The sequence below is a fragment of the Methylobacterium durans genome, assembly GCF_003173715.1.
In the GTDB taxonomy this organism is placed as follows: Bacteria; Pseudomonadota; Alphaproteobacteria; order Rhizobiales; family Beijerinckiaceae; genus Methylobacterium; species Methylobacterium durans.
Map to the genome: position 1 here is coordinate 790,488 of NZ_CP029550.1, position 20,375 is coordinate 810,862.

The following is a 20,375-nucleotide window of genomic DNA, read 5'->3' on the forward strand; positions in this document are numbered from 1 at the left end:
ACGGCCACGATTTCACGGGCCGGCCACGAGCGCCTGCGACAGGCGCTCGATGCGCTCGGCCGCCCGGTTAACGCCGTCGGCGAGGCGCGCCTCCCGCTCCGAGCGCTCCGCTTCGGCGCCCTCGGTCAGGGCGCGAAGCCCCGCGGTCTCGGCCTCCAGCGCGCTCATCCGCCGCTTCAGCTCGGCGAGTTCGTCCGTCACCGTGAGCGCCGCCATGACGTGGAGGCGCATGTCGCCGATCTCGCCGAAGGCCCGGCGCATGTCGCCGATGCGCGCGTCGAAGGTGGCGGCGAGCTCGGCCAGATGCTCCTGCTCGCCCTCGCCGCAGGCCATCCGGTAGTTCTTGCCGTCGATGGTGACGTTGATCTGGGGCATCGGTGTCCTGGCGGTCCGTTGCGGGGATATCGGCGGGAAGACGGGATTGGGCGGCGGCGCGGGGCGGGTCAAGGCCGCGGCGGGCCGATGATCGCGATCAACGCGCCCTGGTCGCCGCGATGATCGCTCCGGCCGTCCCGAAGAGCGCTCACCGGTGCGGGCGGGCGGCCCCGTCCTGATCCGCCATCACCCCCTCGACCGTGTCGATCACCCGGTCGAGCCGCTCGCCGATGTCGTCGGCCGTCGCCGTCACCTGCGCCAGCCGGGCCTGGGCGGCGTCGAGGGCCGCGGCGAGCCGCGCCCGGTCCTCGCCCATGATGGCGAGTTCGACGTCGCGGTCGTCCGGGCTGCGCGCCGCCTCCAGCCGGCGCGTCACCGTTGCCTCCAGCCGGTTCAGGGCGCTGTCGAGGCGCGCGAGGGCGTCGTCGATCGAGACGGTCATCAGCGGGACTCCCGGTACGCTTCGGGCGCTCTCCAACCGGCGGCGCGCCCGCGCCGTGCATGCCTCCTGTTCATCGCCGAGGGATTGTCACACCGCAACCTTTGACTAGGTGGGGGTGCATGCTAGACAGCCGCCGCTGACAGCGAAGCCGCGAGGCGGCGCAGAGCCGGAACTTGATCCCGTGACAGACCCGAGGCCCCCGCGCGCGTCATCCGTCGACCGGATGCGATCCCGCGCTGGCGCGGGGCCCGGCACGGCCCCGGTTCATCGCAGGTTCACCCCCGTTTCGCACAGAGCAGGCACGGCCGGGCGGCCGGGCCGCGACGCTCGCAAGACCGGAGCGCGCCGCTGACCGGCGCCCCCCTACAGGAAGGAGTCACGCCGTGACGGTGAAGGTTGCCATCAATGGGTTCGGGCGCATCGGCCGCAACGTGCTGCGCGCGATCCACGAAGCCGGCCGCAGCGACATCGAGGTCGTCGCGATCAACGATCTCGGGCCGGTCGAGACGAACGCCCACCTGCTGCGCTACGATTCCGTTCACGGCCGCTACCCGGGCGAGGTCGGCGTCGAGGGCGACAGCCTCATCATCGACGGCAAGCGCATCAAGGTCACGGCCGTGCGCAACCCGGCCGAACTGCCCCACCGCGACCTCGGCGTCGACATCGCGCTCGAGTGCACGGGCATCTTCACGGCCAAGGACAAGGCGAAGGCCCATCTCGACGCCGGCGCCAAGCGGGTGCTCGTCTCCGCGCCCGGCGACGGCGCGGACCTCACCGTCGTCTACGGCGTGAACCACGACAAGCTGACGGGCGAGCACCTCGTCGTCTCGAACGCCTCTTGCACCACGAACTGCCTCGCGCCGGTCGCCAAGGTCCTCAACGAGACCGTCGGCATCGAGCGCGGCTTCATGACGACGATCCACTCCTACACGAACGACCAGCCGTCGCTCGACCAGATGCACAAGGATCTCTACCGGGCCCGCGCCGCCGCGCTCTCGATGATCCCGACCTCGACGGGTGCCGCCAAGGCCGTCGGCCTCGTGCTGCCGGAGCTGAAGGGCAAGCTCGACGGCACCGCGATCCGTGTGCCGACCCCGAACGTCTCGGCGGTGGACCTCGTCTTCACCGCAAAGCGCGCCACCTCGGTCGAGGAGATCAACGAGGCGATCAAGGCGGCCGCGAACGGCCCGCTCAAGGGCGTCCTCGGCGTGACCGACCGGCCGAACGTGTCGATCGACTTCAACCACGATCCGCACTCTTCGACCTTCCACCTCGACCAGACCAAGGTCATGGACGGCACCTTCGTGCGCATCCTGTCCTGGTACGACAACGAGTGGGGCTTCTCGAACCGCATGGCGGACACCGCCGTGGCGATGGCGAAGCTGATCTGATCGGCGGAAGGACCGTGCGCGGGCGGCCGGGCGGCTCCGTCCGCCTCCCGCGCACGGTCGCCCCGTCGACCCGAACATCGAAGGACCCACGCGACAGGAAGGTGCGCGCGCGATGACCGAAGCCTCGCCGAACTCCCCGACCGGACCGAACTTCATCCCGCCGACGCCGCCGACCTCGCCCCCCTCACCGCCCCCGGGCGCCGAGGCGAAGCCCGCGCCGGCTCCCGAGGCGCGGCCGGCACAGGCCTCGCCCGCGCCCGGCCGGCCGATGGCGGGAGGCCCCTCTCCGCGTCCCAGCTCATCGATCAGCTCGCGCGGATCGAGGACAAGTGCTCGCGCATCGAGGACAAGTACGCCCGCTCCGAGGCGCTGCTCACCCGCGTCGAGGACAAGGTCGAGAGTGCCTCATCCCGCATGAACGAGGCCGCCCGCCAATCGGACCTCGCCGCGCTCCGCACGGAGGTGCGTGCCGTCTCAGACCGGACGAAACGCCTGCCCGGCGCCGGCGCCCTCGTGCTGACCGCCATCATCACGGCGGTCGTGACTGTGGTGCTGATGATCGCGGTGCAGCGCCTCCATCTCGACGCCCTGATTCCGCAGCGCTGAGCGCCGCCGACCGACGCAGGATTCCATGAACGCATTCCGAACCCTCGACGATGCCGGCTCGCTCAAGGGCAAGCGCGTCCTGCTGCGGGTCGATCTCAACGTGCCGATGGAGAATGGCCGCGTCACCGACGCCACCCGCATCGAGCGCGTGGTGCCGACGATCCGCGAGATCGCCGACGGCGGCGGAAAGGTGATCCTGCTCGCCCATTTCGGCCGGCCGAAGGGCAAGCCCGATCCGAAGGACTCGCTGAGGCCGGTGGTCAAGACCCTGGGCCGCCATCTCGGGCGCCCGGTCGCCTTCGCGGAGGATTGCGTGGGCGAGGTCGCGGAGAAGGCCGTCGCTGCGCTCAAGGACGGCGACGTGCTGCTCCTTGAGAACACCCGCTATCACGCGGGCGAGGAGAAGAACGATCCGGCCTTCACGGACGCGCTCGCGAAGAACGGCGACATCTACGTCAACGAAGCCTTCTCGGCCGCCCACCGGGCGCATGCCTCGACGGAGGGCCTCGCCCACCGCCTCCCATCCTATGCGGGTCGGCTGATGCAGGCCGAGCTCGACGCGCTGACGAAGGGACTGGAGGCGCCGAGCCGCCCGGTCATCGCCCTCGTCGGTGGCGCCAAGGTCTCTTCGAAGATCGACCTCCTGCAGAACCTCGTCTCGAAGGTCGACATGCTGGTGATCGGCGGCGGCATGGCCAACACCTTCCTGCACGCCCAGGGCAAGGCGGTCGGCAAGTCGCTCTGCGAGCGCGACCTCGCCGAGACCGCGACCCGCATCCTCGAAGCGGCCAAGGCGGCGAAGTGCCGGATCATCCTGCCGGTGGACGCTGTGGTGGCCTCCGAATTCAAGGCCAATGCCAGCCACGAGACGGTCGGCGTCGATCACGTGCCGGAATCCGGCATGATCCTGGACGCCGGTCCGGATTCGGTGACGGAGATCGACGCGGCGATCGACGCGGCCGCGACCCTCGTCTGGAACGGTCCCCTCGGCGCCTTCGAACTGGCACCGTTCGACGCCGCGACGGTGGCAGCCGCGCGCCACGCGGCCGAGCGCACCAAGGCCGGCAAGCTCGTCTCGGTGGCGGGCGGCGGCGACACGGTCGCGGCCCTCAACCACGCAGGCGTGGGCGAGGACTTCTCCTACATCTCGACGGCCGGCGGCGCCTTCCTGGAATGGCTGGAAGGCAAGGCGCTTCCCGGCGTCGAGGCTTTGCGCGCCCGATAGGCGTCGCCCCCAACGCGGCCGCTTTCCGCGACCTGCTCGCCTCGTCCCACGCAGGGCGAGGCACGCCCAGAAAAGATCGCGCGGCATGCTCCGTCCGGAGCGCCGCCGCGCCTATATACGGCCTGACGGCAGGTCTTTCGTCGACGAGGAGTTGTGAGATGGCACGGATCACGTTGAGGCAGCTTCTCGATCATGCGGCCGAGTACGAGTACGGCGTCCCGGCCTTCAACATGAACAACATGGAGCAGGGCCTCGCCATCATGGCGGCGGCGGATGCGACCGACAGCCCCGTGATCCTGCAGGCGAGCCGCGGTGCGCGCGCCTACGCCAACGACATCCTGCTCGCGAAGATGATCGACGGGCTCGTCGAGATCTATCCGCACATCCCCGTCTGCATGCATCTCGACCACGGCAACAACGAAGCCACCTGCGCAACCGCGATCCAGTACGGCTTCACCTCGGTGATGATGGACGGCTCCCTGAAGGCCGACGGCAAGACCCCGGCCGACTACGCCTACAATGTCGAGATCACCCGCAATGTCTCCGAGATGGCGCACTGGGCCGGCGTTTCCGTCGAGGGCGAGCTCGGCGTGCTCGGCTCGCTGGAGAGCGGCAAGGGCGAAGCCGAGGACGGCCACGGCGCCGAGGGCGAACTCTCCCACGACCAGTTGCTGACCGACCCGGAGGAGGCCGTAAAATTCGTCGCCGCCACCCAGGTCGACGCCCTGGCAGTCGCGATGGGCACGAGCCACGGCGCCTACAAGTTTACCCGCAAGCCCGACGGCGCGGTTCTCGCCATGAACGTCATTGAGGAGATCCATCGCCGCCTGCCGACGACCCACCTCGTCATGCACGGCTCCTCGTCGGTGCCGCAGGACCTGCAGGATATCATCAACCAGTACGGCGGCGAGATGAAGCCGACCTGGGGTGTGCCGGTGGAGGAGATCCAGCGCGGCATCAAGCACGGCGTGCGCAAGATCAACATCGACACCGACAACCGGATGGCGATGACCGGCCAGATCCGGAAGGTCCTGACCGAGAACAAGGCCGAGTTCGACCCGCGCAAGTACCTCAAGCCCGCGATGGACGCGATGACGAAGCTTTGCAAGCAGCGCTTCGAGGAGTTCAACACGGCCGGACAGGGCTCGAAGATCCGCCCGCTCTCGACCGCCGCCATGGCCAAGCGATACGCCGACGGCTCGCTCGCTCAGAAGATCGACTCGGCCCGCTGACGGCAGGGCAAAGGCGACATGACGGACACGCAAACCCGGCTCGCCCTTCTCACGCCGCACCGCGTCGAGGCGGACGCACTCGACGCGCTTCTTCCCGGCCTGGAGGCGGCCTGCGGCGTCGGCGACGTCGCGGCCGTTATCCTCCGGCTCGCGCCGGCGGACGAGCGCGGCCTCGTCGGGCTGGTGAAACGCGTCGTCGGGGTGACCCAGACGCACGGCGCGGCGCTCGTCGTCGCCTGTCCGGGCCTCGCGGGCGACATCGTGAGTGTCGCCGCGCGCGGCGGGGCGGACGGGGTGCATCTCGACAAAGCGGGCACGGATGCCCTGCGCGACCTCCGCGACCGCCTGCGCGACGGGCGCATCCTCGGAGCCGGCGGCATCGAGAGCCGGCACGCGGCGATGGAGGCGGGCGAGGTCGGCATCGACTACCTGATGGTGGGCGGCCTCTATGCGGACGGCGCCGCCCCGGACCCGGAAGACGTGCGGGAGCGCGCCGCATGGTGGGCCGAGATCTTCGAGACGCCCTGCATCGCCGTGGCCGCGTCGGAGGCGGAGATCGCCGGCCTCGCGGGCACGGGCGCGGAATTCGTCGGGCTCGAGAGCGCCATCTGGATGGCGGGGCTCGAGGTCGTCGAGCGGGCGCAGGCCCTCGTCGGCCGCGCAGGAGCCTCTTCTTGAGGCGGATCGCCGGGGTCGCGGCGGTCGCGGCCGGCCTCGTCGCGCCCCTGCCGGCGCTGGCCGCGCCGAGCCCGGCCGCCAACGCTCCGCAGACGCCGCGTCCGTCGGGGTCGCCGGAGGTGCTGAAAGCCCCGGCCCGCGAATTGCCGAGCCCCTACACGCCGAACTATGTCGGCGGTGCGCGGCCGCCCGCGACCGGCCAGCCGCCGGATTTCGCCTACGGTGCCTATCAGCGCGGCCAGTACGTCACCGCCTTCCGCGAGGCGACGAAGCGGATCGAAGCCGACAGCAAGGACGGCGCTGCGATGACGCTGCTCGGCGAGCTCTACAATCAGGGGCTGGGCACCAAGCAGGATCCGGTCAAGGCGGCCGAATGGTACCGGCTCGCGGCGGCGCAGGGCGAATCGGCCGCCATGGCCTCCCTCGGCCTGATGGCGATGGACGGGCGGGGCATCGCCAAGGATCCCAAGGCGGGCCGCCGCTGGCTGGAACAGGCGGCCGAGAAGGGGCAGCCGACCGCGGCCTACAATCTGGCGCTCATCCTCATCGGCACCGGCACCGAGGCCGACCAGGCCCGCGCCGCCGCCCTGTTCCGCAAGGCCGCGGATGGCGAGATCGGGCCCGCCCAGCACGGGCTCGGCGTGCTTTACCTGCAGGGACGCGGCGTCCCCAAGGACCCCTCGAAGGCGGCCGAGTGGTTTCGGCGCGCAGCGGACAACGGCGATCTCGCGGGCGAGCTCGAGTTCGCGATCCTGCTGTTCAACGGGACCGGGCTGCCGAAGGACGAGGCGCGGGCCGCCCGCTACTTCCTGCACGCGGCCTCGCGCGGGAACGCGATCGCGCAGAACCGGATCGCCCGGCTCTACGCGGTCGGCCGCGGCGTGCCGAAGAACCTCGTGGAGGCCGCCGCCTGGAACCTCGCGGCGGCCGCCCAGGGCCTGTCGGATGCGTGGCTCGATCAGGCGCTGACCGGATTGAACGCCGACGAGCGCGCCCGTGCCGAACGCCTCGCGAACGACCGGGCGAACGTGAAATAGGCCGGCTCAGTGCGGCGCGTGGGCGGCGGCATTGCGCTTGCGCGTCTCGGCGCCCTTCTTGGCCGAGGCGGAGCGCTCGGCCGCCGTGCGCGAGGCGGAGGCCTTGCCGCCCGTGGCGCCGCCCTTATGCGCGGCCGGGCGGCCCGTCTCGCGCCCGCGCCCGGAACCGCCGGCCTTCTTGCCGCCGCCGTCGTCCTTGTTGACGGTGGCCCAGGCGCGCGCCTCCGCGTCCTTCTCGGGGACGCCTCGGTCCATGTAGCAATCCGCGATGTGCTCGGCCTTGCGGATCTGCTTGTCGGTGTATTTCGACTTGTCGCCTCGGGACATGGCTCGACTCCTGATCGATCGCCCCGCCAGCGCTCAGTCGACGCCGCTCGGCCCGTCGAGGACCGCGCGCACGCGGCGGATGAGCTCGGAGCGCCGGTAGGGCTTGTTCAGGAGGTCGAACTCCGAACCCCCGACATCGGTTCGCTCCAGGCTCGCCTCCGCGTAGCCCGTGGTGAGCAGAACCTTGAGGCGGGGCCTGCGCCTCCGCGCCTCCCGGGCCAGAACCACGCCGTTCATGCCGCCCGGCATGATCAGGTCCGTGAAGAGAAGGTCGACCGTCTCGTGGTTGTCGAGCACGTCGAGCGCTTCGCGTCCGTTGCGCGCGATCAGCGTCGTGTAGCCGTAATCGCGCAGGATGGTGCGGGCGAGTTCCGCCACGTCTTCGCGGTCGTCGACGATGAGGATCGTCTCCGTGCCGGGCCTGTCGAAGGCTTGCTGGCCCGCCCGCTTCGGCTCGCGCTCGGTGCCCGAGGTCGCCGGGAACGACAGCCGCACCGTCGTGCCCTCCCCCAACGTCGACTCGATCTGCGCCGCGCCGCCCGATTGCTTGGCGAAGCCGTAGACCATGGATAGGCCGAGGCCCGTGCCCTTGCCCTCCTCCTTCGTCGTGAAGAAGGGGTCCATCACGCGGGCGAGGACGTTCGGCGGTATGCCGGACCCCTTGTCCATGATGCTGATCGTGACGTAGCGGCCGGATCGAAGCGGCCCGACGCCGGTGATCTCGCTCGCCTCGACCTCCCGGTTCTCCGTCACGATGGTCACCTTGCCGCCCTCTGGCATCGCGTCCCGCGCGTTGATGAGCACGTTGAGGATCGCGACCTCCGCCTGGGTCGGGTCGACCCGGCAGTTCCAGAGCCCTTCGGCAAGGTGCTTCTCGACGGTGACGGCCTCCCCGAGCGCGCGCTCGACCATCTCGCTCATGCCGTCGACGAGCGCGTTGAGGTTCACCGCCCGCCCTTCAAGGCGCTGCTTGCGGGCGAAGGCGAGGAGCTGCTGCGTCAGCGTGGTCGCCCGGTCGGCGGCCTGCCGGATGTTCTCGGTGGCCCTCCCAAGGCGCCCGCGATCGGCGTTCGGGTTCTCCAGGCCCGCGGCGAGGATGTCCACGTAGCCGACGATGACTTGGAGCAGGTTGTTGAAATCGTGGGCGATGCCGCCGGTGAGCTGGCCGAGGGCCTCCATCTTCTGAGACTGGCCCAGCGCATCCTCCGCGTCGCGGCGGCGCGACACGTCGAGCTGCGAGCCGAAGAAGTAGACGAGCTCCCCCTTCGCGTCGAAGACCGGCGAGACGAACAGGGCATTCCAGAAGGTCGAGCCGTTCTTGCGGTAGTTGAGGATCTCGGCGGCGAAATCCCGCCGCTCGGCGATCGCCGCGCGCAACTCCGCGATCGTCCGAGAATCCGTCTCCGGCCCCTGCAGGAAGCGGCAATTCCGCCCCAGCAGTTCGTGCTTCGCGTAACCCGTCATCGCGATGAAGGCCCGGTTGGCGAAGACGATCGGGTTGTCCGGCTGGCGAGGATTCGTGACGATCATCGGCATCCGCGTGGTCTCGACCGCCGCGAAGAAAATGTCGTGCCGGGGATCCTCCATATCGTCGGCACCGGCCGACGAGATCCGGAATGAGACGTTGACGGGGGGCTTTTCGGGCAACTCTGACATGCTGGGGCGCGTCTGACCTGATCCGATACGCTCTGCCCGAGGCGTTGAGCTGCGACGGGGCGGTTTTACGGGGCACGGGCTTCGCTGTCGACGGGTCCCCGGCCGAGTCCTGGAGTGCGGCGCCCGGAAACTCGGGACCGTGCTGGGCGGAAGGCGTGCGCCGACCCCGCGCCCTCGACAAATTGGCCTGGCTCGGCGCGGGAAGGCTTTATTTTGAACAGGGGCCGCCCTAGTCAGACAAATCGCGTTTCGAGGGCGTCGGACCTTGGTCGTCGATGGTACACTTTCCGGTGCGGACATGGATGACATGACACGCGCAAGTTTCAGCATGTCCGGAATCGACGTCGTCTTCATCGCCGGTACTGGCAACTTGGGCGCCGGTGCCACAACCTATCGTAGAACGATCGTGTTCCAGCCCGGACAGCCGATTCCTCGCGTGGGCGAGTGCGTCATCCTGGCCTTCGGGGCCGAGCCCGCGCGCTGGCAGGTGCAGGACGTCGCTCACGTCTTCGAGAGCGAGTCGCACGGGGTCGCCATCAAGCTGATGCAGCCCATCGATTGAGCGCGCGCCTTCACGCAAGCGAGGCGGCGGCAGGCTCCGGCGCGAAGGCGGAGGAACCGGCAGCGCGCCCGGCCGAGGCCGGCGCCACCGGCCCGCGCGCCTCCTCGATCGAGGCGGCGAGCGCGTCGTTCAGCGAGGTCACGAGGATGTCGGCGGAGGTCGCGCGCCGCAGCCTTTCCAGGGTTGCCGGGTCCCGCTCGCGCCAGAATCCCACGAGGATGCGCACGCCCGGCACCGCGGCCCGGGCCTGACGGACCGTGAAGCGGATCTGGGAGAGACTCACGGGCTCGAGATAGGAGAAGCAGATCAGCGCGAAGGATCTGCCGCGCGGGCGCTCGCCCTCCCGCAGGGCGCTCATCGAAATCACCTCGGAGGCGAGGCCGTGGCGCCCGAGGATCTGGCTCAGCATCAGGGTCGCGGCCTCGTCGAAGGGGCCTCGGCTCGACACGCAGAGCACCGGCGTCTCGGTGCGCCAACGGGGCGCGAGATCCTCGGGCCGGAGCAGGATGCCGGCGGCCTGCCTGTCGGGACCGGCCGCAGCGACGGCGGCGGCCGTCTCGGAGCTTCCGGAGCGCGACGATCCGCGGCGTGTGCGGCGGGCGACCGGCACGGCGCCGAGCCTGTCGACCACCGTCCGGATCGCCGATCCGACCTCGTCCTGGCGGGTGCGGTCGAGCGAGCCGCGGGACAGATCGTCCTGCGCCAGCAGGAGACCCGCGAGGGCGACCTCGTCGTAGTAGGTGACAAGCGCCCGCTCCCGTAGGAATTCGCGGCCCTGGTCGATTGCCTCGGCCGGATCGCCCGCGAGCATGCGCTGGTAGAAGATCGCCGCAGGTTCGAGCGCCGGCTGGTCGCCGAGGAGCACGTCGAGGTACCAGAGCCGCTCGACATGGCGGCCGAGCACCACGAGGCAAACCGTCAGCGGGGTCGCGAGAACGAGCCCGATCGGGCCCCACAGATAGGTCCAGATCGTCGCGGCGAGGATGACGGCGACGGGCGAGAGGCCGGTCGAGTGCCCGTAGAGCAGAGGCTCAATGACGTGGCCGCAGATCGGCTCGACCACGAGGAACAGGGCAGCGGTGGCGATCACCATGCTCCAGCCCGGATCGACGGCGGCGGCGAGGACGAGCGGCAGGAGGGCGCTGATCGCGCCGCCGATATAGGGCACGAAGCGGAGAATCGCGGCGAGGACGCCGAACAGGGTGGGGCTCGGCACGCCGATCAGCCATAATCCGGCGCCGATCACCACGCCGAAGGCGACGTTGAGGGCGAGTTGTGCCAGGAAGAACCGGCTCAGCCGGCTCACCGCGTCGTCGATGGCGGCGGTCGTCCGGCGCAGGTCGCCCGAACCGGCCAGCCGGATCATCCGGTTCCGCAGATCCTCCCGTTGCAGGAGGATGAAGATCGTGAAGATCAGGATCAGGCCGGTCGTGGCGAGCGGGTGCAGGACAGGTGCCGCGAAGGTGCCCAGAGTCTCGATGAGGCCCGCCTTCGGCTGGCGGATCTCGACGGTGAGCGGCTTCTCGCCGTTCTTCGCCTCCCCGGCCGTCTTATCCGGCTGCAATTCAGCGCCGAGGTCCTGCACCATGTCGATGAAGCGCGAGAGCGTGCCCTGGCTCTCGGTGGCACCGCGCAGCGACGAGATCTTTTCGCGCATGGTGATCTGGTAGCGCGGTAGGTCGGAGGCGAGCTGGGCGCCCTCATTGGCGATCAGGACGCCGACGCCGACGAGCGCCCCGAACGCCACCGTCACGACCAGCATCACCGCCGGGATCCGGGGCAGGCCGATGCGCCGCAGCGCGCGCACCGCCGGAACGAGGACGAAGCTGAGGAGGATCGCCAGCGTGACCGGAACGAGGATTTCCCGCCCGAAATAGAGGGCGGCCATCACGGCGACGACGAGAAGGAATGACGCGAGCGCGGCAAAGAGCGGCAGGGCCCGCCGGAGGCGCTGGGCCGTGACGGGATCATCGGTCATGGGTCACGCCTCACCTCGGTACGCCTCGTTACAGCGGAGCGGTCTGCCCCGAGCGGGCCGGTCAGTCGGCGGCTGGAGCCGCCTCCCCGAGGGCGGCGCTGATCTGGCTCAGGAGCTTGGAGAAGTCGACGGGCTTCGGGTGGTAATCGTCGCAGCCGGCCTGGATCGCCTTGTCGCGATCGCCCGACATGGCGTGCGCGGTGAGCGCGATGATCGGAATGCGCTGCGTGTCGCTGCCCGATTTCAGGGCCCGCGCGGCGGACCAGCCGTCGAGCACCGGAAGATTCATGTCGAGGAGGATGACGTCGGGCCGGGCGGCCCGCGCCTGCTGCACGCCGGCTTCCCCGTCATGGGCGAGCACGACCTCGTGTCCGCGCCGCTTCAGGCGGCGGGACAGGAAATCCCAGATCTCCTCGTGATCCTCGACCAGCAAAATCTTGGCCATGACGCGGTAACCCCTTTCGCGCGAGCCGCCGCGCGCCGAAACCCAACGCGCGGCGGCTTGCAAACGTCGCATATCCGAGAGCGAATCCGGATCCCCTCCGGCAGGGCCGGTCTCACGACTCCGCGTCGAGATGGAAGCGTACCGTCTCGATGTTCGCGCGCTCGTAGGCCTGCAGGACGTGCTGGTAGGAGCGCTCCATCTCGGTCGGCTCGTCGCCGGGCGTGTCCTCGGGCTTCAGCACGAACATCAGCATCGAGCGGCCGGTGACGTCGTAGCGGCCGCCGACCGCGAAGCTCTCCGCCGCCTGACCGTCGGGCAGATTCGTGTCGAGGAGGCGCGTCCAGGCGCTGCCGCCGACGGATTCGGGCAAGGTGAACGAGACGAGGTCGTGATAGGCGTTGTAAAGGAGGAGCAGGGTCGCGTCGCCGCCCCGCCGATGGATGCCGGTCGCCTGTGCGCGGCCGTCGAGGAGAACGGCGATCGAGCGTGCCCCTCCGTCGCTCCAGTTCTCGGAGGACATCTCGGCACCGTCCGGGCGGAGCCAGGTGACGTCCTTGACGCCGAGATCCTCGTCATAGGCGCCGGTCAGGAAGCGGCCGCGGGTGAGGATCGGCAGGGCGTTCCGCAGCAGCATCAGGCGCTGCGCGAACTCGGCGAGATCGCGCTCCTCGGCCCCGATCGCGCCCCAGTCGATCCAAGAGACCTCGTTGTCCTGGCAATAGGCGTTGTTGTTGCCCCGTTGCGTGCGGGCGAACTCGTCGCCCGCGAGCAGCATCGGCGTGCCGCGAGACAGGAACAGGGTCGCCAGCATGTTGCGCATCTGGCGAAGGCGGACGGTGCGGATGTCCGGATCGTCCGTCGGACCCTCGACGCCGTGATTGTAGGAGAGGTTGTGCGAGTGGCCGTCGCGGTTGCCCTCGCCGTTCGCCTCATTGTGCTTCTCGTTGTACGAGACCGTGTCGTTCAGCGTGAACCCGTCATGGGCCGTGAGGAAGTTCACCGAGGCCCACGAGCGACGCCCGCGCTTGTTGAACTTGTCGGCCGAGCCGGTGATCCGGGAGGCGAGCGTCGGCAGGAGGCCCTCGTCGCCCCTCCAGAAGCCGCGCACGTCGTCGCGGAAGCGGTCGTTCCACTCCGCCCAGCCGGGCGGGAAGCCTCCGACCTGATAGCCGCCCGGCCCGCAATCCCAGGGCTCGGCGATGAGCTTGACGGAATTGAGCACCGGATCCTGCCGGCAGGTATCGAGGAAGCCCCCGCCCTCGTCGAAGCCGTAGGGCTCACGGCCGAGGATCGTCGCGAGGTCGAAGCGGAAGCCGTCGACGCGCATCTCCGTCGCCCAGTAGCGCAGGGAATCGGTGACGAGCTGCAGCACCCGCGGATGCGACAGGTTCAGGGTGTTCCCAGTGCCGGTGTCGTTGATGTAGTAGCGCTGCTGGCCGGGCAGCAGCCGGTAGTAGGAGGCGTTGTCGATGCCCTTGAACGAGAGGGTCGGCCCCTTCTCGTTGCCCTCCGCGGTGTGGTTGTAGACGACGTCGAGGATCACCTCGAGGCCGGCGCCGTGCAGGCGGGCCACCATCTCCTTGAACTCGGAGAAGGCGAAATCCGGCACCGCGGCGTAGCGGCGCGCGGGCGTGAAGAACGAGATCGTGTTGTAGCCCCAGTAATTCACCAGATCCTTCTGCTGCAGGTAATCGTCCTGCACGAAGGAATGCACGGGCAGCAGCTCGACCGAGGTGACGCCGAGGCTCCTGATGTAGTCGAGCACGGCCGGGTTTCCGAGGCCGGCATAGGTACCGCGCAGGCGCTCGGGCACCTGCGGATGCAGCTTGGTGAGGCCCTTCACGTGGGCCTCGTAGATGATCGTCTTGTCCCACGGCACGTTGGGCTTGCGATCACGCCCCCAGGTGAAGGCCGGATCGATCACGCGGGAGCGACGGGTGTAGGGCGCGCTGTCGCGGTCGTCGAAGCTGAGGTCGTCGCCGGTCTCCATCTTGTAGCCGAACAGGGCCGGGTTCCACTCGATCGAGCCGACGAGCCCCAGGGCGTAGGGGTCGATCAGCAGCTTGTTCGGGTTGAAGCGGTGGCCGGCATCGGGCTCGTAGGGGCCGTGGACGCGATAGCCGTAGATGGTGCCGGGGCGGGCGTCGGGCAGGTAGCCGTGCCAGACCTCGTCCGTGTACTCGGGCAGCTCGATCCGCTCGAGTTCCTTCTCGCCCGCGTCGTCGAACAGGCAGATCTCGACCTTGGTGGCATGGGCCGAGAAGAGAGCGAAGTTCACGCCGAGCCCGTCCCAGGTCGCCCCAAGCGGATAGGGCAGTCCCTCGCGAATGCGGGACCGGGCGGCGCGCTGGGAGGCAGCCTGCGCCGACCCGTTTCTGGTATGCTCGACCATGATCACTCCGGAGGATCGGTTCGGCCCGGCGGCGAGGCCGCCCTCGCATCGCAGGCGAGGCGCCCGAACCCGAACAGAACGTGCCGGTCGCGGTGAAGCTCCGTCGGCCGTGGAAAATTTCGCGCTGCACAACAGGCGCACAGGAGGTCGGGAATGCGGGTGTCGGAGGTGATGAGCCGGGACGTCGAGTTCATCGGGCCGGATGCCAGCGCGCGGGACGCGGCGATCCTGATGGGCGAGCTCGACGTCGGCGCCCTGCCGGTCGGGAGCGCCGCCGAGATCGAGGGCGTCGTCACCGATCGCGACCTGCTCTACCGCGTGGTGGCGGCGGGGCTCGACCCGAATGAGACGCGCGTCGGCGCGGTGCTCTCGCGCCCGGTCGTCGCCTGCAGCGAGGCCGATACGGTGCGCGCGGTGATGGACATGATGGCGACCCACAACGTCAGGCGGATGCCGGTGCGCGACGCGGCCGGGGCGGTGACGGGCTGGATCACCCTGGCGGACCTCTCCCGGGCGCTACTCCTCGGCAGCGATGCCCTGCAGACCTCGCTCAAGGCGATGACCGAGGAGGCGTGAGGCCCGCTCACATCCGGTAACGCCGGTGCAGGCTCGACGCGGCGTCGTCCGAGACCGCGAGGCGCGCCGCGAGATAGGCGAGATAGAGCTGGTTGATCCTGCTGCGCTGATCGATGGCGAGCAGCGAGGCGCCGTAGGCCACGGTGCCGAGCCCCGCGGCCTGGACCTCCGCGAACGGCGCCGGCCCGTCGCCGCGCTCCAAGAGTTCGCGCAGGACGCGTCGACCGTCATCGCCCGCGCCGATCCGCTCGAGCGCGGCGTCGGCGAGGCCGAGATCCGGCGCCCTGCCGGACGCCGCGACGGAGGCGGCCACGACCCGCAGGACGAGGAGGCGCTCCTCCGGCTTGAGCGACCGAAGGTCGAGGGTGAGCGGCACGAGCGTCTGATGGCGGTTCTGCAGCCACGCGTGCAGAACCTTCTGCCCGAGGCTGCCGATCAGAGCCGTTCGGGCGTCCGGCCGTCTCCCGCCGGGCACGCCGCGGCTCGGCGTCGGAGGAGGCTCCATCTCCGGCGGCGCCGCGCTGCGGAACAGGCTCTGGATCCTCTCGCCGAACATCGTCATCTCCCGCCGCGCCGGAACGGCCGGTCCGCCCCGCGGACGCCCGGACCTCGGTATCCATGTTCCCGGCGCCCTTGCTCCCGGCACCCTTGTCCGCGGCGCGGTCCGCCCGTGATAGGGTGTGGAACGCGGCCGGACCAGGGCCGGACGCGGTCCGACGGAGCCGAGACATGAACGACGAGGGCGCCGAGAAGCGATCCGGCCTTCAGGGTATCGCCGACCGGCACGGGGTCAGCCTCGACGCGGTCCGCCACCTGATGCGGGCGCTCGAGGCCGGCCACGGCACGATGGCGCAGTTCGACCACCCGGAGCTCGGCGGGATGGGGCAGTGGTTCGCGGGCGGCATGGTGATGGTCGGCCGGATGTTCGACGACGAGCTCAAGGCCCGCGTCGCCGCCCTCTGCGCGGAACTCGCGCGCTCACTACCGCCCGGCGGCTGGAGCGCGTTTACCACCGCGAGCACGGCGAGCGCCGGCTCTTGGTGGCCCAACGATCTCGGCGCGCCGTCGATCACCGGGTCCCAGGACGGATTGCGCTACGCCTACTTCCCGCTCGCGCGCCGCCTCGCCGTCGCGTCGCGGGACGGGATCAGCCTCTACGACACCGGCGAGCACGCGATCTCCGGCGTCTCACAGGCGAATGGGCTCGTTCGCTTCACGACCGCGCTCGGCGCCGTCGATCTGGCGGATCTGAGGCGCGTCGACGGCCCGGACTCCGAGGCGAGATCGGAGCCGGAAGCTGCGGAGCCAAGTCCGGCGGAGTGTGCCGATTCAAGTCCTGCGGAGGGCGCCTCGGAGATCCTGCGCACGATCGAGGCCCTGGCCGAACTCCACCGCAAGGGCGTGCTCACGGAAGCGGAATTCACGGGGAAGAAGGCCGACCTGCTCTCCCGCCTCTGAGGCGGCGGCCCCATATGGGACGATGCGGCCGCTGCCCGCCGCGCCGGGCTCCGCATGGCCGACATCCGCGACCTCATCGACATCCGCACGATCTACCACGAGCCCGCGGCCACCGATTTCCCGCTCGGGCGCGAGATCCTGGACCGCTATCCGAAGGCCGAGCGGATCGTCGTCCCCTCCCACTGGAACATCCCGACGCTGCACGGCAATGCCGGCTCGGTCGAGGACTGGACCCGCATCAAGCGCTCCGTCCTCGTCCTCGGCATCAAGAAGGGACTCGCGATGCGCCCGAACGGCCGCAGCGCCCACTTCATCGCGCCCTCCTCGTCCAATGGCTGCGCGATGGCCTGCGCCTATTGCTACGTGCCGCGCCGGAAGGGCTACGCCAACCCGATCTCGCTGTTCGTCAACACCGACGCGATCGGGGCGGCAATCCGGCGCCACGCGGAGCGCCAGGGTCCGCTGCCGGAGCCCGACCAGATCGACGGACAATCCTGGGTCTACGACATCGGCGAGAACGGCGATCTCTCGGTGGACGCGATGATTGGCAGCGGCCCGCGCGACCTCGTCGCGCAGTTCCGGACGATCCCGAACGCCAAGGCTTCCTTCGCCACGAAGGCTGTGAACCGCGACCTTCTCGCCTACGAGCCGCGCGGACGCACCCGGATCCGCTTCTCCCTGATGCCGGAGCGCATCGCCCGGATCGTGGACGTGCGGACCTCGCCGATCCCCGAGCGCATCGCCGCGATCGACGATTTCGTGGCGGCCGGCTACGAGGTCCACGTCAATTTCTCGCCGGTCATCCTCTACGAGGGCTGGGAGGCCGACTGGCGGGCCCTGTTCGAGGCGGTCGACGACGCCCTCTCGCCCAATGCCAAGGCGCAGCTGAAGTGCGAGATCATCCTGCTCACGCACAACGCCGCCCTGCACGAGGTCAATCTGGGCTGGCACCCGAAGGCCGAGGCGCTACTCTGGCGCCCCGACATCCAGGAGGCCAAGCGCTCCGAGGGCGGGGGCGACAACCTCCGCTACCGCAGCGGCTGGAAGGGCCGCTGGCTCGCCCGCTTCAAGACGTTGCTGGCCCAGCGAATGCCCTATTGCACGGTGCGCTACGCGTTCTGACGAACCGAGCTGACGAACCCGGCCGGCGCGGCGCGCGTTGCCGAGCGCGTGCCTGCCCGGGAGTTCCCATGACCGACCACGAGACGCATATCCGCGACGCCGTCGCCCTGGCCCGCGACAACGCGGCGGCGGGCGGCTCGCCCTACGGCGCTGTCGTCGTGCGGGACGGCACGGTGCTCGCGCGCTCGGTCAACAATGTCCACCGCACCAACGACCCGACCGAGCACGCGGAGATGGTGGCGCTGCGCGAGGTCAGCCGGCGGCTCGGCAGCCGGGACCTCGCCGGCTGCATCGTCTACGCGAGCGGCCAGCCCTGCCCGATGTGCCACGCGGCGATGCGTCTGTCCGGAATCCGCGAGGGCTACTTCGCCTACGCGGCGGAGGAGGCCGACACCTACGGGCTCGAAACGGCCGGGCTCTACGCGGAGCTCTGCCGGCCGCTGGCCGAGCAGCCGATGCATCTCGCCCAGCTCCGGCCCGCGGACGAGACGCCGCCCTACGCGGTCTGGCGCGACCGAAGGTCGTCCTGAGGCGCGCTCAGTGGGTCCAGGGCCCGGTCCGGTTGAACTTGAAATTGTCCGAGTAGGAGAGGCCCTTGCGCATGATCGGCTTGTGCGGCTCCTCGACCCGGTAGGCGATGCCCGCGCGCTTGGCGTAGGCCACCGCCTCCTCCCGCGTCTCGAATTCCAACCTGACCTGCTGCAGCATGTCGGACGAGCCGGTCCATCCCATCAGGGGGTCGGTCTCGCGGGGCTCGTCTGGTCGAATTCGAGTAGCCACGCCTTCGTCCGGGCGAGGCCCGATTGCGAGGCATCCTTCGAGGGCTGGAAGATGCGGGCGCTCGACATGGGGACTGACAGGCTCCGAAGCTGATGGTCGGGGCGATAGGATTCGAACCTACGACCCCCTGGTCCCAAACCAGGTGCGCTACCAGACTGCGCTACACCCCGACATCTGACGGTTTCTAGGGACTCGCCGGCGACCCGGCAAGTCGGGTTTCGGCGAGTCTCAAACCTCTTCGGCCAGATGGTTCCGGACGAAACGGCCGAGCTGCGCGAGCGAGGCGCGTCCCTGCGCGAGCTGTTGGTGGAACAGGTGCCAGGCGTGGATCATGTGCGGCCAGACCGAGAGGGTCACGGCGACGTCGGCTGCCGCCAGCGCACCCGCGAGGCGAACGGAATCGTCGAGGAGGGTCTCGGCCGAGCCGACCTGGATCAGCGTCGGTGGGAGGCGCGCCAAGTCGGCATGGAGCGGCGAGACGAGGGGCCCGCGCGGGTCGGCTCCGTTCAGGTAGGCGGTGGCCAGTTCGGCGAGATAGGGGCGGTGGATGATCGGGTCGACCGCGTCCTTCGTCTCGATGCTGGCGCCGCTCATCTCCAAGTCGGCCCAAGGCGAGGCGCACCAGAGGCAGCCCGGCAGTGGCTCCCCCGCCTCCCGGAGGCGGATCAGGGTCGCGAGCGCGAGGCCGCCGCCCGCGCTCTCGCCACCGAGGCAGATGCGCTCCGCCGCGATGCCAGAGCCAAGAAGGAACCGGTACGCCGCGAGGGCGTCCTCGAGCGCTGCCGGGAACGGGTGCTCGGGGGCGAGCCGGTAGGCGAGTGCGAGCGTCCGCGCCCGGGCCTCGCGGCCGGCCTCGGCGACCATGACCCGGTGGCTCGCGAGCGAGCCCGAGACGTATCCGCCGCCGTGCAGGAACAGGAGCACCCGGGCGGGGTCCGCGCCGGGCGTGGAGGTCCACTCCGCGGGGACCCCGCCGGCTTCCGCCGGCTCGACCCGCACGTCCCCGGGCATCGTCGAGAGGCTTCCGAGCCAGTCGAGCCTCTCGCGGCGCTCGGCGAGGTCACTCGGGCGCGGGCGCGACACGAGGAGTGCGCGCACGCGGTCGATCTCGGATGACGCCATCTCGCTTCTCCCCGCCAGACGCGGCCGCCGAGGCTGTCACGGGACGCGGGTCGGTCCAAGGGAGGCGCGGCGCCGGCTTGACCTCGGTACGGATGCGTCCCACCTGCGCCGCGAGGGCGCGACGCGAGAGTCCGGGAGTCCCGATGATCGATCTCTATTACTGGCCGACGCCGAACGGTCATAAGGTGACGCTGTTCCTGGAGGAGACGGGCCTTCCCTACAGGATCCGGCCGGTGAATATCGGCCAGGGCGAGCAGTTCCAGCCCGACTTCCTGAAGATCGCGCCGAACAATCGCATGCCGGCCATCATCGACCACGAGCCGGACGGTGGTGGAGCGCCGCTGTCGCTCTTCGAGTCGGGCGCGATCCTTCTCTACCTCGCCGAGAAGACCGGGCGCTTCCTGCCCGCGGACCTGCGCGGCCGGGCCGAGACGCTGCAATGGCTGTTCTGGCAGATGGGCGGCCTCGGGCCGATGCTCGGCCAGAACCACCATTTCACCCAGTACGCGCCCGAGAAGGTGCCCTACGCGATCGACCGCTACCTCAACGAGACCAACCGCCTCTATGGCGTCCTCGACCGCCGTCTCGCCGACCGGCCCTTCGTGGCGGGCGCGGACTATACCATCGCCGACATGGCGGCCTATCCGTGGATCGTGCCCTGGGAGAAGCAGGGACAGAATCTCGACGATCACCGGAACCTGAAGCGCTGGTTCGAGGCGATCGAGGAGCGGCCGGCCACCAAGGCGGCTTATGCCCGCGCCGTGGAGGTGAATCCGAACTACGGCCAGCCGATGAGCGCGGACGCCAAGAAGGTGATGTTCGGACAGACCGCCGCGAACACGCTCCGCTGACCGGCCGCCCCGCGGGACCCGGGCATCCACAACGGACGTTCTCAGATCACACATCCCCGGCGCCGGAGCATCCGCGTCGGCACCGGGGACAGGGGGCGGTCCCCCTCGCGAACGAGGGCC

21 protein-coding genes, 1 tRNA gene and 1 pseudogene are annotated in these 20,375 nt (G+C 69.9%); 12 read left to right on the forward strand and 11 right to left on the reverse strand.

Annotated features, from left to right (window positions below):
• Positions 1–12: 12 nt before the first annotated feature.
• Positions 13–375 (reverse strand): cell division protein ZapA, encoded by a 363-nt coding sequence (locus DK389_RS03660; RefSeq protein ID WP_109887484.1) that lies wholly within the window; start codon positions 373–375, stop codon positions 13–15.
• A 148-nt stretch (positions 376–523) separates the two neighbouring features.
• Complete coding sequence (locus tag DK389_RS03665; protein WP_109887485.1) at positions 524–817, reverse strand: DUF4164 family protein; 294 nt, start codon at positions 815–817, stop codon at positions 524–526.
• 383 nt (positions 818–1,200) lie between these two features.
• Here DK389_RS03665 and gap point away from each other — a divergent pair, with 383 nt between their 5' ends.
• The 6 genes from gap to DK389_RS03695 all read left to right on the forward strand — a co-directional run bounded on the left by gap (position 1,201) and on the right by DK389_RS03695 (position 6,986).
• The gene (gap, locus tag DK389_RS03670; RefSeq protein WP_109887486.1) at positions 1,201–2,208 is read left to right on the forward strand and encodes a type I glyceraldehyde-3-phosphate dehydrogenase; all 1,008 of its coding nucleotides are present in this window, start codon (positions 1,201–1,203) and stop codon (positions 2,206–2,208) included.
• A gap of 414 nt (positions 2,209–2,622) precedes the next feature.
• Positions 2,623–2,814, forward strand: coding sequence for a hypothetical protein (locus tag DK389_RS35480; RefSeq protein ID WP_236960583.1), 192 nt, complete (start codon positions 2,623–2,625; stop codon positions 2,812–2,814).
• A 25-nt stretch (positions 2,815–2,839) separates the two neighbouring features.
• Complete coding sequence (locus tag DK389_RS03680; protein WP_109887487.1) at positions 2,840–4,039, forward strand: phosphoglycerate kinase; 1,200 nt, start codon at positions 2,840–2,842, stop codon at positions 4,037–4,039.
• 158 nt (positions 4,040–4,197) lie between these two features.
• Entirely contained in the window at positions 4,198–5,271 is a 1,074-nt protein-coding gene (gene fba / locus DK389_RS03685; protein WP_109887488.1) for a class II fructose-bisphosphate aldolase, read from the forward strand.
• 18 nt (positions 5,272–5,289) lie between these two features.
• Positions 5,290–5,949, forward strand: a complete 660-nt coding sequence (locus DK389_RS03690) for a thiamine phosphate synthase (RefSeq protein WP_109887489.1) — start codon at positions 5,290–5,292, stop codon at positions 5,947–5,949.
• Entirely contained in the window at positions 5,946–6,986 is a 1,041-nt protein-coding gene (locus DK389_RS03695; protein ID WP_236960585.1) for a tetratricopeptide repeat protein, read from the forward strand. The genes DK389_RS03690 and DK389_RS03695 overlap by 4 nt, the downstream gene beginning before the upstream one ends.
• 6 nt (positions 6,987–6,992) lie before the next feature.
• Here DK389_RS03695 and DK389_RS03700 read toward each other — a convergent pair whose 3' ends face one another.
• Both DK389_RS03700 and DK389_RS03705 read right to left on the reverse strand, forming a co-directional pair.
• A complete protein-coding gene (locus tag DK389_RS03700) occupies positions 6,993–7,313 on the reverse strand; it encodes a plasmid stabilization protein (protein ID WP_109887490.1) in 321 nt (106 codons plus the stop codon).
• A 33-nt stretch (positions 7,314–7,346) separates the two neighbouring features.
• Positions 7,347–8,969, reverse strand: a complete 1,623-nt coding sequence (locus tag DK389_RS03705; RefSeq protein WP_109887491.1) for a hybrid sensor histidine kinase/response regulator — start codon at positions 8,967–8,969, stop codon at positions 7,347–7,349.
• Between the two features lie 307 nt (positions 8,970–9,276).
• On the opposite strand from DK389_RS03705, the gene DK389_RS03710 reads away from it, so the two are divergent.
• Entirely contained in the window at positions 9,277–9,531 is a 255-nt protein-coding gene (locus DK389_RS03710) for a hypothetical protein (protein ID WP_162560474.1), read from the forward strand.
• A 10-nt stretch (positions 9,532–9,541) separates the two neighbouring features.
• Here the strand turns inward: DK389_RS03710 and DK389_RS03715 are convergent, their stop codons facing one another.
• The 3 genes from DK389_RS03715 to glgX form a co-directional block, all read right to left on the reverse strand.
• Complete coding sequence (locus tag DK389_RS03715; RefSeq protein WP_109887493.1) at positions 9,542–11,509, reverse strand: AI-2E family transporter; 1,968 nt, start codon at positions 11,507–11,509, stop codon at positions 9,542–9,544.
• A 61-nt stretch (positions 11,510–11,570) separates the two neighbouring features.
• The gene (locus tag DK389_RS03720; protein WP_109887494.1) at positions 11,571–11,954 is read right to left on the reverse strand and encodes a response regulator; all 384 of its coding nucleotides are present in this window, start codon (positions 11,952–11,954) and stop codon (positions 11,571–11,573) included.
• A gap of 112 nt (positions 11,955–12,066) precedes the next feature.
• Positions 12,067–14,346: a glycogen debranching protein GlgX gene (gene glgX / locus DK389_RS03725; RefSeq protein ID WP_109895986.1), complete on the reverse strand. Its 2,280-nt coding sequence runs from the start codon at positions 14,344–14,346 to the stop codon at positions 12,067–12,069.
• Between the two features lie 153 nt (positions 14,347–14,499).
• Here glgX and DK389_RS03730 point away from each other — a divergent pair, with 153 nt between their 5' ends.
• A complete protein-coding gene (locus DK389_RS03730; protein ID WP_109887495.1) occupies positions 14,500–14,922 on the forward strand; it encodes a CBS domain-containing protein in 423 nt (140 codons plus the stop codon).
• A gap of 7 nt (positions 14,923–14,929) precedes the next feature.
• On the opposite strand, the gene DK389_RS03735 is transcribed toward DK389_RS03730, so the two are convergent.
• A complete protein-coding gene (locus DK389_RS03735; protein ID WP_109887496.1) occupies positions 14,930–15,478 on the reverse strand; it encodes a DUF533 domain-containing protein in 549 nt (182 codons plus the stop codon).
• 173 nt (positions 15,479–15,651) lie between these two features.
• Between DK389_RS03735 and DK389_RS03740 the strand changes: the two genes are divergently transcribed.
• The 3 genes from DK389_RS03740 to DK389_RS03750 all read left to right on the forward strand — a co-directional run bounded on the left by DK389_RS03740 (position 15,652) and on the right by DK389_RS03750 (position 18,032).
• The gene (locus tag DK389_RS03740) at positions 15,652–16,380 is read left to right on the forward strand and encodes an SHOCT domain-containing protein (RefSeq protein WP_109887497.1); all 729 of its coding nucleotides are present in this window, start codon (positions 15,652–15,654) and stop codon (positions 16,378–16,380) included.
• A gap of 54 nt (positions 16,381–16,434) precedes the next feature.
• On the forward strand, positions 16,435–17,502 hold the full coding sequence (locus DK389_RS03745) for a spore photoproduct lyase family protein (protein WP_109887498.1): 1,068 nt from the start codon (positions 16,435–16,437) through the stop codon (positions 17,500–17,502).
• Positions 17,503–17,570: 68 nt separating this feature from the next.
• A complete protein-coding gene (locus tag DK389_RS03750; RefSeq protein WP_109887499.1) occupies positions 17,571–18,032 on the forward strand; it encodes a nucleoside deaminase in 462 nt (153 codons plus the stop codon).
• 7 nt (positions 18,033–18,039) lie between these two features.
• Here DK389_RS03750 and DK389_RS03755 read toward each other — a convergent pair.
• The 3 genes and pseudogenes from DK389_RS03755 to DK389_RS03765 form a co-directional block, all read right to left on the reverse strand.
• Positions 18,040–18,350, reverse strand: a pseudogene (locus DK389_RS03755) (ETC complex I subunit).
• Between the two features lie 25 nt (positions 18,351–18,375).
• A tRNA-Pro gene (locus DK389_RS03760) sits at positions 18,376–18,452 on the reverse strand.
• A 58-nt stretch (positions 18,453–18,510) separates the two neighbouring features.
• Entirely contained in the window at positions 18,511–19,404 is an 894-nt protein-coding gene (locus DK389_RS03765) for an alpha/beta hydrolase (RefSeq protein ID WP_109887500.1), read from the reverse strand.
• Positions 19,405–19,547: 143 nt separating this feature from the next.
• Between DK389_RS03765 and DK389_RS03770 the strand changes: the two genes are divergently transcribed.
• Positions 19,548–20,255 carry a glutathione S-transferase N-terminal domain-containing protein gene (locus tag DK389_RS03770; RefSeq protein ID WP_109887501.1) on the forward strand — a complete coding sequence of 236 codons (708 nt, stop codon included), beginning with the start codon at positions 19,548–19,550 and terminating at the stop codon, positions 20,253–20,255.
• Positions 20,256–20,375 lie beyond the last annotated feature (120 nt).